This is a genomic window from Bacillus sp. FJAT-27986 (genome assembly GCF_001685035.1).
Lineage (GTDB): Bacteria > Bacillota > Bacilli > Bacillales > Pradoshiaceae > Pradoshia.
Map to the genome: position 1 here is coordinate 91,757 of NZ_MAYV01000001.1, position 15,304 is coordinate 107,060.

The 15,304-nt window shown below is 35.5% G+C and carries 11 protein-coding genes and 1 pseudogene; 2 read left to right on the plus strand and 10 right to left on the minus strand.

What is annotated here, in order from left to right:
• Nucleotides 1-140: 140 nt before the first annotated feature.
• A pseudogene (gene maa, locus A8L44_RS00385) lies at nucleotides 141-701 on the minus strand (maltose O-acetyltransferase).
• 29 nt (nucleotides 702-730) lie between these two features.
• Nucleotides 731-1,666 (minus strand): type I pantothenate kinase, encoded by a 936-nt coding sequence (gene coaA / locus A8L44_RS00390; RefSeq protein ID WP_066099908.1) that lies wholly within the window; start codon nucleotides 1,664-1,666, stop codon nucleotides 731-733.
• A gap of 162 nt (nucleotides 1,667-1,828) precedes the next feature.
• Between coaA and A8L44_RS00395 the strand changes: the two genes are divergently transcribed.
• Nucleotides 1,829-2,773 (plus strand): ATP-grasp domain-containing protein, encoded by a 945-nt coding sequence (locus tag A8L44_RS00395; protein WP_066099910.1) that lies wholly within the window; start codon nucleotides 1,829-1,831, stop codon nucleotides 2,771-2,773.
• Between the two features lie 226 nt (nucleotides 2,774-2,999).
• Here A8L44_RS00395 and A8L44_RS00400 read toward each other — a convergent pair whose 3' ends face one another.
• Both A8L44_RS00400 and A8L44_RS00405 read right to left on the minus strand, forming a co-directional pair.
• A complete protein-coding gene (locus A8L44_RS00400) occupies nucleotides 3,000-5,306 on the minus strand; it encodes an SEL1-like repeat protein (RefSeq protein WP_066099914.1) in 2,307 nt (768 codons plus the stop codon).
• A 37-nt stretch (nucleotides 5,307-5,343) separates the two neighbouring features.
• Nucleotides 5,344-7,095 (minus strand): Hsp70 family protein, encoded by a 1,752-nt coding sequence (locus tag A8L44_RS00405; protein ID WP_066099917.1) that lies wholly within the window; start codon nucleotides 7,093-7,095, stop codon nucleotides 5,344-5,346.
• Nucleotides 7,096-7,483: 388 nt separating this feature from the next.
• On the opposite strand from A8L44_RS00405, the gene A8L44_RS00410 reads away from it, so the two are divergent.
• The gene (locus A8L44_RS00410; RefSeq protein WP_066099920.1) at nucleotides 7,484-7,741 is read left to right on the plus strand and encodes a hypothetical protein; all 258 of its coding nucleotides are present in this window, start codon (nucleotides 7,484-7,486) and stop codon (nucleotides 7,739-7,741) included.
• 113 nt (nucleotides 7,742-7,854) lie between these two features.
• On the opposite strand, the gene A8L44_RS19065 is transcribed toward A8L44_RS00410, so the two are convergent.
• The 6 genes from A8L44_RS19065 to pxpB all read right to left on the minus strand — a co-directional run bounded on the left by A8L44_RS19065 (nucleotide 7,855) and on the right by pxpB (nucleotide 15,001).
• Nucleotides 7,855-9,135: an ADP-ribosylglycohydrolase family protein gene (locus A8L44_RS19065; RefSeq protein WP_066099922.1), complete on the minus strand. Its 1,281-nt coding sequence runs from the start codon at nucleotides 9,133-9,135 to the stop codon at nucleotides 7,855-7,857.
• 529 nt (nucleotides 9,136-9,664) lie between these two features.
• On the minus strand, nucleotides 9,665-10,519 hold the full coding sequence (locus tag A8L44_RS00420) for a malate synthase (protein ID WP_066099925.1): 855 nt from the start codon (nucleotides 10,517-10,519) through the stop codon (nucleotides 9,665-9,667).
• 754 nt (nucleotides 10,520-11,273) lie between these two features.
• Nucleotides 11,274-12,464: an NRAMP family divalent metal transporter gene (locus A8L44_RS00425; RefSeq protein ID WP_066099928.1), complete on the minus strand. Its 1,191-nt coding sequence runs from the start codon at nucleotides 12,462-12,464 to the stop codon at nucleotides 11,274-11,276.
• A gap of 77 nt (nucleotides 12,465-12,541) precedes the next feature.
• On the minus strand, nucleotides 12,542-13,321 hold the full coding sequence (locus tag A8L44_RS00430; protein WP_066099931.1) for a LamB/YcsF family protein: 780 nt from the start codon (nucleotides 13,319-13,321) through the stop codon (nucleotides 12,542-12,544).
• Nucleotides 13,314-14,291: a biotin-dependent carboxyltransferase family protein gene (locus A8L44_RS00435; protein ID WP_066099934.1), complete on the minus strand. Its 978-nt coding sequence runs from the start codon at nucleotides 14,289-14,291 to the stop codon at nucleotides 13,314-13,316. Before A8L44_RS00435 ends, A8L44_RS00430 begins: the two co-directional genes overlap by 8 nt.
• Complete coding sequence (gene pxpB / locus A8L44_RS00440) at nucleotides 14,285-15,001, minus strand: 5-oxoprolinase subunit PxpB (protein WP_066099939.1); 717 nt, start codon at nucleotides 14,999-15,001, stop codon at nucleotides 14,285-14,287. The genes A8L44_RS00435 and pxpB overlap by 7 nt, the downstream gene beginning before the upstream one ends.
• Between the last annotated feature and the right edge of the window lie 303 nt (nucleotides 15,002-15,304).

A 15,304-nucleotide genomic window follows, 5' to 3' on the forward strand; every position in this document is an offset into this window, starting at 1 on the left:
AATTAAATTTTATCAAAAGTACCCATATAATGTAATCAAAATAATCTCATTTTAACAATAAGTTCATTTATCAATGGAATAATAGCACCAAGGAATATTATTCTTCCTACACAACTCATTATGTAAATGGGAATAGAATCTTATTCTTTATCAATTCGTTTTATAATACGGGCCGGATTACCGCCAACAACCACATTATCTGGAATACCTTTCGTTACAACAGTTCCTGAGGCAACCACTACATTGTTTCCAATTGTCACCCCTGGATTAATAACCGCTCGGCCGCCAATCCAGACATTGTCACCAATTGTGACCGGCTTTCCATATTCATTTCCTGAATTTCATTCATCAGGGTTGAGCGGGTGTGTGGCTGTATAAATATGAACACCAGGGCAAGCATGCAATTTTGACCAATTCGAACTTCGCATGTATCTAAAATAACACAATCAAAATTGGCATAAAAGTTTTCACCAACATGAATATTGTACCCATAATCACACCTAAAAGTCGGTTCAATATAGCAATTTTTTTCGGTTGAACCGAGTAACTTTTTTAATAAAGCGGTTCGTTCTGCATAATCAGTTTCCATTGTCTGATTATATAGTCTCGTAAGCTTCCTGGCACGGAGACGTTCATTGGCGAGCTCTTCATCTTGGCCTATATAATTCTCCATTAATCATTTTCTGTTTCTCAGTTGCCATACTTCACCCGCTCCCCATAGTACATCCTTTTAAATCTTTCTCAGCTTCACTGAGGAAATAGAATGATCTGAATCCTTCTTAAGAATAATGTTCGCTCTCGTTTTAGTTGGAGCTATATTTAAATCCAAGTTGATTTTGTTAATGGTGTTCCATATATTTGTTGCAATTTCGTCTGCTTCTTCATCCGTCAAATCGGCATAGCGGTGGAAATAAGATTCCGGATTGGCGAAAGCGGTTTTACGAAGCGTTTTAAAACGTTCAACATACCAATTATAAATATTATTTTCAGTGGCATCGACATAGATGGAGATGTCGAAGAAGTCTGATACATAAACACTTGGGAAATGATCATCCTGTTTAGGAGTCTGCAGAACATTAATCCCTTCCACTATTACGATATCCGGTTGTTGAATGACAGTATATTGGTTAGGCATTATATCATAATACAGATGCGAATATATAGGTGCCTTCACCTTTGGATGTCCAGCTTTAATCCTAGATAAAACCTTGATTAATTCCTTCGTATTATAACTCTCAGGAAAACCTTTTTTGTCCATTATTCCTCTTTCCTCCAGCACAGCATTAGGATAGAGGAATCCATCGGTTGTGATAATTTCTACCTGTGGAGTATTTGGCCATCGGGATAAAAGAGCCTGAATAATACGGGCTGTTGTACTTTTCCCTACAGCCACACTTCCTGCTACACCAATAACATATGGCACTTTTCTTGTAGTATTCCCAAAGAATGTGTCCGTGACCGTGTGCAGCATTTGTGATGAGTTCACATATAAATTTAATAAACGGGTTAACGGCAGATAAATAGTCGTAATTTCCTCAACAGAAAGCTTTTCATTAACACCTTGAAGTTCTTCTATTTCCGATTGAGTCAATGTCATTGGCGTATTAAATCGCAAGTTAGCCCAGTCTTTTTTTGAAAAATATCTGTATGGCGAAAAATTTGGCATGGTATCTCCCTTTTAATCTCTTTCTCAATCAACAGTATAAACTTTGCCAAACGGTTTTTCCACTGCAATAATTATTTTTCCTAAATTTCAACATTTGACCCAATTCCAAGTTAAATGGTATGATTTTCATAAATTGACGAAAACTAGAGGGAGATTTTCCTAATGACACATATACATATCATTCATGAAAATGATGACTGGACCAATCATTTAATTAATAGAATGGAAGAATTAAACCTTCCATACAAAAACTGGCATTTAGCTGAGGGCTTAGTCGATTTGACGGATACACCGCCAGATGGTATTTTTTACAACCGTATGAGTGCGTCATCCCACACACGCGGACACCGTTATGCACCTGAACTTGCTAGCGGAGTAATCAACTGGCTCGAACGTCATAATCGAAAAGTATTTAACGGTTCAAAGGCTTTAGGAATGGAAATCAGCAAAATCAATCAATATACAGCTCTTCAAGCTTCAGGTATCAAAACTCCTGCCACGATTGCAGCTGTCGGTCGGAGTAATATCATTTCTGCCGCTAAAAAACTTGGAATGACACCTTTTATTACTAAACACAACAGAGCTGGAAAAGGTCTTGGTGTGCAGCTATTTCAATCTGTAGAAGCCCTAGAGGAATACGTAAACAGCCCTCTTTTTGAAGAGCCAGTAGATGGGATCACACTCATACAGCAATATATCCTCTCTCCTGATTCTTCAATAACCCGTTGTGAATTTATTGGAGGAAAATTTCTTTATGCTGTTCGTGTTGATACATCAAAAGGTTTTGAATTATGTCCTGCCGATGCCTGCCAAATAGAGGATTTATTTTGCCCAGTTGGAGAACAAGAGGATATATCTCCGCAATTTAAAATTATTAAGGATTTCAATGATCCTATTATTGCGAAATACGAAGAATTTCTTACCTCAGCAAGTATTGACATTGCCGGAATTGAGTTTATCCGTGATCAGGATGGAATGATTTACACATATGATATCAATACAAATACAAACTATAATTCCGACGCCGAAGCTGAGGCAGGCCTATATGGAATGCTTGAGCTCGCAAAATTTTTGGGAGCCGAATTAGATAAAGCAAATAGGTCTTAATCTAGCCTGTAGTTTTAATATTCTTTACCTATAATCTTAAAGAACGAAAGACCTCCAATTGTTTTTACAATTGGAGGTCTGTTAATTATATAATGAAATTTATTTTCATATAGAGCTAACTATACCATTACCAATTAGATGGTATTAAAGTTAATTTAACGTATTATTTATTGAATCATTTCTTGTATTAATTAGCAAAACGACTAACCCAAAGTCAAAAAATAATTTATGGGTTCTTTGTCTCTATAAAAAGAGAGGTAAACGCGACTTGCAGCAATGTAGTAGCTATTGGCAAGTCCCGGTTATTTTCAGCCACTAATGCACAAGTTAATGAACCGTACAACAATAACACCGCAAATACATATACGGTTAACTTTCCATTAAATAACCGATTAATTATTTTTGTAGTATTAATTATTGATACGATTATCAACAAAAAAATACTTATTCCAATATACTTTAATACACTAAACTCTGTTAATACGTTTTCTGCAGACCACTGGATAGCATAATAGATACCTGATGCGAATAAATAAGTTTTTACTCCGTCAAAAATGATTGTTTTAACATTGACCTTAATTGCGTCATTTGGACTATGAACTTCCTTAATAATATATAGAGGAAACAACACTATTAAATATATTCCCACAGAAACCCAGTTTACTCCATAATTTAATAGGAGGGATAAAAATTCCGGGATTTCTCCAACGTCTGCTTCAGTTAACCAAGGTTTAATTAACCCCTCCGTGTAAAACAACAAGAAACAAACACATCCAAACAATAATATCGCTATGGTTAATATCCGCTTTTTATTTAAATATATATATTGTACAATCTTTGCCTGAAGTGTCCTTATATTATCAAACTTGATTAGTTGATTTAACCATGATGGATTTATATAGAAATACAAGCTTGTAAAGATCATCCATGCAAATAATATCCCAAAATAGATTAATACATTAGCTATATTAAAATCAGTTGGAAGAACTTCTTGTAAATAATACAAAGATACTAAACACAATAAAATATAAGAACCTGAAGTTATCCCAATCATTATAATTGGTCTATAAGTAATCTCTCGCTCTATTTTTCTTATTCTTCCTTTAGCCGTTTCATCACTTACTTTGTTGTAATGAACCAGTGCTTTTTTATAATTCTTAGTAGTGCCTTTCCCTTTATAATAACAGTCACCTAAATCTAAATGAGCTTGATTGTAAAAATCATTCGAAGCATGCAAATTATTGACAAATTCCTTTAAATGACTAAAACCAACTTGTTCATTTTTTACGCAACCCTCTCCACTGAAACACATCTGACTTATCCGATACAACGAATTTTTATTATTTCCTTTTTTAGAATTGTTTTTATTTATCGCCTCTTCATGTAATTTTATTGCCCTATTCAGATCCCTAGGAAGGCTATCTGTACCTGTATAATATAATTCAGCTAATTCATACAGTGCATAACTGTGATCAATAATATTAGATTCTTTAAAATGCTCAAAAGCTTTATCAAACTCTTTATTTTTTAATGCCTCACGACCACAATGATACTCATAATCTTTTATAGAAAGAACTTTTTGCAATGTTTGTTGAGTATCTTCCTCTCCAAAATCCTTATGCCCGACATTGGCGATATAATAATCCGTAACAGGAGAAATACCTTTAATGCCAAAATACTTGTGGTTTTTTAATAAAAACAAGATGAATTTTTTTTCATCGATACCTTCTTCTTTTACTTTCTCCAATAAAATATCTTTGAAATAAATGGTAGTAATATCCTTATCTTTTATATTCAGTAATAATTGGATAAACATTGAATATTTTAGAAAATGTTTATATTCCTCATAGTGATCTTTGAAATCATTTGTTAAGAACACTTCTTTTTCAAACTTTTTCAGGATATCCTTCTTATTAATATATTTTTTATAACTACTATCATTTGGGTGCTCATCATATATTTTTTGTAAATCATCTTGTTTTTGCTTGATTTTATTTTTGACTGTTTCATAGTTTGCTTTTTCATCAAATCCAAAAGCAGTAAATAAATTCACTTCTCCTAACTGTTTCAATTCATTTTCATAAATGGCTAGCTTATTAAGTAGATTCATTGATATGGCTTCATCTGGTCTTTCTTTAGCTTTAAATATCTCTTTGACTATTTTTTCAATTTCCGATTCATCTAGATATTGATGGTATTGTTTCTTTAAAGCTTCAAGATCCATATCCTCTTCATTAGATTCGATTAATCTAGTTTTTAGTTCCGATTGCTTCTCCTCTTTAATTTTCAAGTAATACCGTTGTCGTTCTGTCGGATTTTTTAAAATATCAAATTCATGTGCTTTCAATCTCTTTAAATTTTCAGACGCTTCATCGCTTTTCTTACCTAAATGTTTTAGCTTTAATTGCTTCCATCTGTTTTCCGTTTCTAAAAAAGCTTTATTTATTTGCTCTTCATACTCAGAAGTAGGATTTAATATCAGCGACTCATCCACTTTAAGTTTAAACAAATCAAAATAATTATCATTCGTCATATCAATCACCACATTCCAAGGTTGTATGATTTTCTTCTTAATTGAATGATTGGTGTTTATTACGTTCTATAGCTCGTTTTGTTTCCTCAGTGGATAAAGAGTTCGAAACATCAAAAGTACCATTATACATACTATTTGTTTCTTTATGAAAGGCACTAACTTCCAATAAACCAGCACTATTCATGCGAAGTGTGATCTCAATAGGTGTTCCCTTCGGCATGCTATTTGGAAACTCAAGTATTCCTGATCCAATTTTATTACCTTCTTCAAGTTCAGCCTTTGCACTCATAGTAAATGATTCATATACGTCAATATCCACTCCAACTTGCCCTTCATCCATCGTATAAAACATCAGGGTTTGTTTTTGTGGAAGTTCATCATTTCTTTTTATAAAATTAAAGATTACTAGTTTATCTCTGGAAGAGCTTTCATAGGCTGCTGTTCCGTATGTTCTTGGAGAAACATTTGTAAAAATCATGCCACGCGATTCTTGCTTTTGAACCATATGTCTTGGCAGTACATCTTCATACTGTTTGATTATGCTTTCATTTCCCTCCTGAATCGCTTCTTTCACAAAATCATAATCTTGCTCGCCAACTGATTTTTTTACCAATTGCCAGTCTTCTTCACTGAATTCCACATAATCATTGCTTGCACAAATGGCCGCTCCCTTTGCAACAGCCTCATCCAAGTCTGCTTCTTTTGCTTTAATACCATATTTACTCTGAATTAATTTTGATACTTGAGGCATTTTGGAAGAACCCCCGACTAATAATATGTCGGTAAGTTCTTCATGAAGATATTTATTTATTTCTTCATTCGTTATAGCTTCAATATCTTTTCCATATTTTTTCGCTGCAGCAATTTTCAAACATTTATCTGTATAACTAATACTTCTTTCTAATAGATCCTTCGTTTTTTCATCAAATTCGTTGCGTGTCATCGTAAAGTTTATTCGTCCTGAATCACCAATAATCATAATTGGTGCTGATTCTCTGTTGCTCAGAGTTATTTTAGTTTGTTCCGCCTTTAAAAATAACTCCTGTAAGATATCCAGGTTTTCTCTAGGGTCTTCACCCTTTTCTTCTATATATTTTTCAGCAAAATATTGAACAAGTGCATCATCCCAATCTTTCCCGCCTAATGTATGACTACCATCTGTACAAATAACTCGCGGAATACCATCGTGGACTTCAATAATCGTAACGTCAAATGTACCTCCGCCTAAATCATAAACCATAACGGTTTGTTCTTTACCCTTATTAACATGAGCATAATTTAATGCTGCAGCTGTAGGCTCTGGGATAATATTCATTACATTTAAACCTGCAATCTTGCCTGCAGCCTTAGTTGCCTCTCTTTCAGCCATACCAAAATAGGCAGGACAGGTAATCACCACATCCTTAATATCTGGATTTCCATCACTTAATTTCCCTATTTTCCTTAGCTCAGCATTAGCATCCTTGACTATTTTCGTAAGAATCTTTGCCGAAATCTCTTGTGGAGACATACTTATTCCATGAATTGTTCTCATAATTGGCGCCTTTGTTTCATCGTCTATTTTCCCCATATCACGCTTAATAAAGGCTACCGTATTATCCGGTTCAGATACCAAGCTTTGTTTTGCTACTTCTCCTACTACAATATTTTCCTGTGATTCAAAATAAACAACAGATGGTGTTGTAGCATTGCCTTCTGCATTTTTTAATACAATTGGATTTTGGTTTTCATCGATATACGCCACACATGAAAAAGTTGTTCCCAAGTCAATTCCTAGTCCTTTGACCATTTGCCCTCTCTCCTTCCCATTAGCTTGTTTTCGATTTTATAAGTCTATTTCTCTTAATAAGAGCATTTATTCTATATTAATATAATTTCTCTAAATTCTTATAATTAAACGTTAATTCAAGTTATTTAACGATTTTTTATACCTGATTGGTTGGTCAGATTAAAGTTTGTAATTATATAAAAGAGAAAAAGTGAATTAACAGCTACGGTATCAAATATCGTATATTAATTTTTATAACGAATAAAAACACAAAGGCTTTACTGCCATTGTGCTCTTAGAATAATGGTTCAAACTTATGTATATGTTGTAATCAAGCACTTGAATTTGTTTATCCATCAAGCAACACTTATAATAAACCTGATTCTATACAAATAAAGGAGTTTCTATCGTGATTGAATTTTACAGCTGGCACTTATTAAAAAATTATTTAATAACAGAATACGATTTTCAGGAGCACGGACTTGAAGAAGCATTCAGCACATTCGAAAGAAAGGTAATTTTAAAGCATGGATTAACAACTAGTGCTCAGCCTGCCACTTTTCCCTTTAATTGGTTAACAGAAGATGGAGTGGATGTGACACTTAACTTTGCCTTTATCTTTGATGAAGAGGAAGAAGAAAAAAAGTATGCGATTGTTATGTATTGATACATATACGTGAGGATTACGCCCAGATGATTATTTAAAATACTCTGGATATAATCCTTTATTAATTACACAATATTGGTACTTAACATTCTTCTTTCCGGATACTCACCAGTTTAACAAATTCCATTAATACCAGTAGAATTATTCTCATCAATCGTTTTCAACCTTTTTAGCCACTTCACCATGCATCCATTCTCAAAAAAGCTTAGCAGAGCCCCCTCACTGAATCGCTCCGCTCGAGTGGCACCCATAATGAGTGCAAGGATACATTGGGCATCGAGAGAATCCTCATCCGCATTACGCATTGCTTCCTGATTCCATTTAAGACCATTCCTCTCCAAAATATCACTGTAACTGGTCAAATTGTATTCCGGATGGGATTCGGAAAAGTGATAGAATTCCTTAACAAATAAATTTATAAGCTTTTTATACATGACATATGGCATTTGGATGGATTGCCCTAGTGTTTCATTATACTCTCGATCTATAAACCATTCACCAAAGGAATCCGTATCACAAATTTTAGGTATATATTTTGTTAGTACTGTGAACTTACCAGAGTGATGTTCGTTCTTATAAAGACACCAGTCATCGTAAATAGACTGCAGTTCATCATCCAAATAGGTTAATACCTTTTCCTTCAGGGTTTCAGGTACTCCGTAATACGCTTCCGCTATAGCGCCGGTAATGGCTGCCAGAGTATCACTATCTCCACCAATCGAAATGGCATTACGAATTGCATCTTCAAAGGACGTTGATTCTAAAAAAGCAACAATCGCTTGCGGAACGGTCTCTTGGCATATCTCATTAAACACGTATGTGTCTCGGATTTGATCAATTGAGAAATCTAAATGATAGTAATAACCATTAATCCTATTTTTAATTTCACTTTTGGTAAATCCACGTCTCGCCATAAATATGGCTAGAGCGGTAGCCTCAGCACCCTTTATTCCCTCTTCATGATTATGGGTTGTTCTGGTAACAATCTTAGATAAATCCTTTGCTTCATTCTCGGTTCTGGCTAAAAAACCTACAGGACTTATTCGCATCGCTGCCCCGTTTCCAAAACTGTTATAAGGTTCGGGATTATCACTGAAGACCCATTTCGCAAACATCCCACCAAACCCACAATTCGGATATTTACGCCCCAATTCTTGCATAAATGTAATCGACATACTCTCAAGCAGTGTCTCGTACTCACCGTCATAATCCCTTGCAGTGATAGAAGAGTGAATAGACCCTTCTGTCTCCATAAAAGCTTTAGCAATCGCAAGAGTCATAATGCTGTCGTCCGTTACTCGGCACTCTTCGGTAAACAACTCAAATTCCTTGCTACGATGATTATTAAATTCAAAACGAGATCCAACAACATCACCTATAATCGCACCAATCATAAATAATCCCTCTCTCTCATTACTCAACTCACTATTTCAAGGCTTAAAAAACGAAAGGAAATTTAGACAGACAACTGTAACAACCTTTAAGTCATTAGCATTACCTTGGTAATAAAAAATCAAATTTCTAATGTTCCAGCTTCTCTTACTGAGGTTTCATTGTTCACGAAAACAAATATAGTTTGCAAAAGAGCTATTCAAATTTTTAAATATATCTACACTTCAGTAACCACTCACAGTATAAAATTAATTATATATACGTCTCCACCAATATTTTAATATAACATCAAGTGGTTCATATACCTATAAATCAAAAATCAGATTTTTAATTTTACTTTTTCACACGGCATATAAAAAACCCTAATCTCCGCTCAGAGATTAGGGTACTTTCATTCGAATTAAAACTGTTTCAATCTGTGTCATTCACTCAACCTAGAGTATACTATATGTGTGTACACATGATCTGTTGGTTTTAATGACATATGCTCGCTATTTTTTATTCGTCTTCAACTAATCTTTAGACTAGCGTCTAAGTACGCATTATAGCGCCATTAGGCTTTGGTATATCTTGTTCCATGATCTGATTCATTTTACAAAAATGATTAAAGAATTGCTGTGCAAGTTCTCGTTCATTCGGGTCACTTTTCAACGAAATGATAGCAAGTAAAATTTGAGCCATCCATAAATTATCGAAATAACGGTATTTACCTGTATTCCATGTCATTTTTTCTGGATTTTTCTCATTTACATAATATTCCCAGAAAGCCAACTGATCTGATTCCTCTTCTGTAAGTTGGATTCTGTATTTTGAATGAGCAGGAATAATTCCATCTTCACACATCTTTCCGACAAAATTTTCATGCACCATATAGACACCTAAGATACGTCTGTCTTTTTCAGACATATTGGAATCGACTGCAGTTAACAGGACAGCGCTATTTTGATGTAAACGGACTGGCTTGTTCGGATTTCCTTTGTTTTTACCGCTTTTTATTACACCCGAAAAAACCTTCCACTCTGAAAGAGAACTATTCTGTTCTTCTGTGTCACACCAAAAAACCATTTGTGATTCAGGATGTAGCTTATGATGCTTCATAAGTTTTTCGTGTTCTACGCGAAGTTCCTGTTTTTTTCGTTGTAGTTTTTTTTCTTCTTCCTTTTTCCATTCTTCCTCTTTTAGTTCGTCTTCCTTTTTTTGTATAATTTCTTCGAGTGACTTAGCATCACTTTTATCATGTAGTTTTAGATGCTCTCCAAAAACATCAGGGTAAACAAACATTTTATTTTCCGATTCGAAATTTATTTCAATTTTAGACTCATTATGCCCAACTATACTACCCGTTCCAAAACGTTTGTGTGTAACTTTCTTATTGATTAGATTCATTATTAAAGTCCTCCTTGTATATAAAAACTCGTTTACTAATAAAGTGAAACTTTGCTCGGTGAAGGTTTTCTTTCATCCCCTCCCGAGCATTCGTTGAACCAATCGGGTTCTTACCGACGCTTATCTCCGCCTTAACCGTGATTGCTTCTGCTTACGTTTGAAGGCGGAGTCTTAGCACCAGTTTGAACGGGATAAATAGTTTATTGAAAATTTTATTCAACTAACTTACTTTAAAGCTTAAAAAACATCTGAATTTTCCTTCGTTTTATAAAAGTATATAAAAAAAAACGTATGCAAATTCTATCTGTAAAGAAAAGTCCAGCGGAATTTGAAATACGATAAAAAACAACTGTAAAACTATTATACCATTTTTTTGATATTTTTACAAATTAATTATTGACAAAACATTTTGTGTTGATGTAAAATGAAATTTTATTCCACGCACTTACGTATAATAACCATAAATTTAAGGTGTATAAAAAGGCGCAAAACTCTAAGGAAATCCGCTTAAATCACCGCTGATTACCGGTGATAAACAGGGGTGAATATAATATACAATAAGTTGATTCCTTTCCTGGAAAATTAACCGATGAATGAATCCGTGCCACGAACCATATATGCGGAACATTACATAAAAAGACCCTGATTTTCACAAAGATTATATGAACGAAATTAGGGTTTTGATTAAAATCTAGATGTTATAACTTCTCAATGGATTAAATGATATTGAGACTCATTAATCAAAGATTATTTACTAAAACAATTGTGACAAACCATTAATGAGTGAATAACCTCCCATTATCGCCATACCAATAACGATAACTACACCAAAAACAGTAAGCCATAAAGGCTGTTTATAGTCTCCTACTATTTTCTTCTTATAGGCTGCTATTAGCATAACACCAAGAGCCACAGGAAGAATCAAACCATTTAATGCCCCCACCAGCACGAGAATCTGTACAGGCTGGCCAATTGTCGCGAACACTGCCGTTGAAATAACGATAAAAGCAATGACAAACCATTTTTGATAACGATCAACAAAACTACTAAAGGTTTTGATAAAGGAAACCGATGTATATGCTGCACCTATAACTGAAGTAATGGCAGCAGCCCACATTATGACCCCAAACATTTTATATCCTACATTCCCTGCAGCTTGCTTAAAGACAGAGGCTGCCGGATTACCGGCATCCAAAACAAAGCCCTGTGAAACCACTCCCAATACTGCTAAAAACAAAAATATTCGCATGATGGATGCAATGCCAATGGCACTAACCGCACTCTTAGTAACTTGAGGTAAATTTTGTTTTCCAGTCAACCCGGCATCAATTAATCTGTGCCCACCCGCAAAAGTTATATAACCACCGACTGTTCCTCCAACCAATGTGACAATCGCCAGCAGATTAATCTCATCAGGCCACACTGTATGTACAAGAGCTTTGGCATAGGGAGGATTAGCTGTGAACATTACATAAACAGTAAGAAAAATCATAATAAAGCCCATAATTTGTACAAACCGATCCATTACTTTACCAGCCTCACGAACTAAGAATATTCCTACCGCAACTAATCCACTTAAAAGCGCACCCCATTTTGCATCGACCCCAGTGATTACATTGATACCGAGTCCTGCCCCCGCAATATTCCCAATATTAAATGCTAATCCCCCTAATACAATTAAAGTAGCTAAAAAATAACCTAATCCCGGTAGTAATTCATTCGCTATATCCTGCGCCCTCTTTTCTGATACAGCTATAATTCTCCAAATATTCACCTGTGCCCCAATATCTATAATAATGGATATCAAAATAACAAAGCCCATACTCGCCAATAGCTGTTCAGTAAATACAGACGTTTGTGTTAAAAATCCTGGGCCGATCGCTGATGTGGCCATTAAAAAGGCAGCCCCTACTAAAATACTCAAATGCGATTCTTTCTTTTTCATACGACTCCCCCATCCAGCTTTGGCTCATTAGTTAGAATAACAACCAGCTGTATTCAAATGTCTTCCAAAGAGATTTTTTATATCAATTCATTTATGAAACGATCTATTTTTTGAATTTCGATATCTTCTCTTTTTAATGTTTCTGAGATTTGCTTTGCAAATTCCAACGCGTTTTCTCCATCTCCATGAATACAGACTGTATCTGCTTTTATCGTTATCACCTCATCCTGAACGGAAGTAACCCTCTGCTCTTTCACCATACGAACAACTTGATGAATGGCTTTTGTTGGATCTTTAATCAATGCATTGGCTTCCGTTCTGGAGGTTAATGTTCCATCCGCCTGATAAGTGCGGTCTGAAAAAACCTCACTGGCAGCACGTAAACCAATACGTTTGGCCGCCTTCACCAATTCTCCACCGGATAATCCAAATAAAATCAATTCAGGATCGACATCATATACCGCTTCCGAAATGGCTTCGGACAGAGCAACATCCTTTGCCGCCATATTAAATAAAGCTCCGTGCGGTTTTACGTGCTGTAGCTTGCCTCCCTCTGCCTTTGTAAACGCATATAATGCACCGATTTGATAGATTACCAGATCATAGGCTTCCTCAGGACTAACCCTCATTTCCCTGCGCCCAAAACCTATTAAATCCTGAAAGCCCGGATGTGCTCCTATTCCAACTCCCTTCGAAAGCGCTAACCGTACTGTTTTCTTCATTGTCGATGGATCGCCTGCATGAAAACCACAGGCTATATTAGCTGAAGATACATAATTTAGTATCTCTTCATCTCGCCCCAATCGATACTGCCCAAAGCTTTCTCCCATATCGCAATTAATGTCAATCTTATACATATTGTTTCCCCTTATTAAATTTCATCCCAATTCCCCTTTTTAAAATTTTCAGTTGTTTTTCTTGATTAATATAAAGCTGCTGCGCCTCATCCAATGTGACGAATTCAAATTGCAAAGAATCACCTGGTTTTGCCTGGGCAACAACTGGCAAATCAACCGAAATAACTTCTGCTATTTTTGGATAGCCGCCGATCGTCTGACTATCAGCCATCAATATAATTGGTTTCCCATTTGCAGGAACCTGTATCGTCCCAAAAGTGACGGCTTCTGAAATAATCTCTTTCTGCTTAAAAAGTTCAAGCGAGACTCCATCAAGACGATAACCCATTCTATCTGATTGAGGAGAAATTTTATAAGATTGCTTAGAAAAGGCATCTATACTCCTTTTTGTAAATTCTTCAAAATGCCTACCCTTTAAAACCCTTACCTTTTTACGGCCTTCTGGCTCTATATGCAACAAGTCCGAAGCAAACCACTTCGTGCTAATTACATCCCTCTCAAGTTTTAAAGGACCAGCCCCTAAGTGATCGCCCTTTTGCAAAGGTCTCCCTTTGAATCCCCCTATTTGTGCACGTAAATAAGTGGAATAGCTCCCCATCACTTTTGGAATCTTTATGCCCCCGCGTATTGCTAAATAGGCACGGCATCCTGTCTTAGGCTGGCCGAATGTCAGAACATCCCCTTTTTGAATGTGAATAGGACTTGCCATTTGCATTGGCCTGCCATTTAAAGAAGGGGATAAGTTTCCTCCGCACAAAGAAACTATCGTATTCTCTAAAAATCGTATAGTTGGACCATAGAGGGTCATTTCAATCGTCGGTTCATTTTCATGATTCTGGACCAACAGATTTGCCATTCTATGAGATAACGGATCCATTGCTCCGCCTGTGATAATCCCATATTTTTTAAATCCATACCTTCCTAAATCCTGAATGGAGGTTAACAAACCCGATTTTTCAATTATTAACATTGCCGTTCCCCCTCCAGACTGACATACTCTTCATGGCTAATTGGTTTAAATTGAACCCGGTCCCCAGCTTGCAATAAAGTGGGTGACGAATCAGTTGGATTAAATAATTTCAGAGGAGTTCTGCCAATCAACTGCCAACCTCCTGGTGTTTCAATTGGATAAATTCCTGTTTGTTCACCAGCAATTCCTACCGTTCCCGGGGGTATATTTTGTCTTGGCGATTTTCTTCTTGGTGCTGAAATTTCCTTAGACATTCCTCCAATATAGGGGAATCCAGGTGCAAAACCAAGCATGTATATAAGATAATCACCACTTGAATGAATCTCAATAACTTCCTGTTCAGTTAAATAATTATATTTAGCCACATATACTAGATCCGGACCGTATTCTCCGCCATAGCAAATTGGAATTTCCACTCTTCTTTGTTCGTTTTTAATTGATGGTTGAAGACGGTCTAGCAATCTTTTTAATTCACTAGTGATTACTTCATATGGTAGCCGACTTTCCTGAAATGCTCGATAAACATATTCAGGAGAATAAAATAAGGTAAGTGTTGTATACGCGGGAACCACCTCAATCAGCCACTCAGGTTGCTCACTTTCCAATATGTTGCTTATCTTTCGGACAGAGTTATAGGTCTCTTCATCTATCTCTTTGCCAAATTCAATTAAAATTGCTCGGTCTCCAAGTGGATGTAACGAATAATTCAACTACCATCCCTCACCTTCCATCCCATTCAAGAGAAATATGTAATGTTTTGTAGGAATAATAAAAATCTCCAGATATTCCATTATTATACTTTAAGTGTTTGAATTATTAAAATATTTAAATTATCACCATTTATAATTTACTCCATTCGTTATCGTTGTAATTATCCTTACTTCAATTCAATTCTTCTGTTGATAAACTGAACCAAGATAATATCGAACAAGATAGTATGGCAATGATCATTCTTAACAGCAAGAAAGCGAAGTCCTAAATGAAAAAGTAAAAAAGACAGAGAAATAATCTCC

Excerpts from the sequence above, each read along its gene's own strand:
- coaA (WP_066099908.1), bottom strand. The coding sequence starts at position 1,666 with ATGCCAAATTTTTCGCCATACAGATATTTTTCAAAAAAAGACTGGGCT.
- A8L44_RS00395 (WP_066099910.1), top strand. The coding sequence starts at position 1,829 with ATGACACATATACATATCATTCATGAAAATGATGACTGGACCAATCAT.
- A8L44_RS00400 (WP_066099914.1), bottom strand. The coding sequence starts at position 5,306 with ATGACGAATGATAATTATTTTGATTTGTTTAAACTTAAAGTGGATGAG.
- A8L44_RS00405 (WP_066099917.1), bottom strand. The coding sequence starts at position 7,095 with ATGGTCAAAGGACTAGGAATTGACTTGGGAACAACTTTTTCATGTGTG.
- A8L44_RS19065 (WP_066099922.1), bottom strand. The coding sequence starts at position 9,135 with ATGATTGGTGCGATTATAGGTGATGTTGTTGGATCTCGTTTTGAATTT.
- A8L44_RS00420 (WP_066099925.1), bottom strand. The coding sequence starts at position 10,519 with ATGAATCTAATCAATAAGAAAGTTACACACAAACGTTTTGGAACGGGT.
- A8L44_RS00425 (WP_066099928.1), bottom strand. The coding sequence starts at position 12,464 with ATGAAAAAGAAAGAATCGCATTTGAGTATTTTAGTAGGGGCTGCCTTT.
- A8L44_RS00430 (WP_066099931.1), bottom strand. The coding sequence starts at position 13,321 with ATGTATAAGATTGACATTAATTGCGATATGGGAGAAAGCTTTGGGCAG.
- A8L44_RS00435 (WP_066099934.1), bottom strand. The coding sequence starts at position 14,291 with ATGTTAATAATTGAAAAATCGGGTTTGTTAACCTCCATTCAGGATTTA.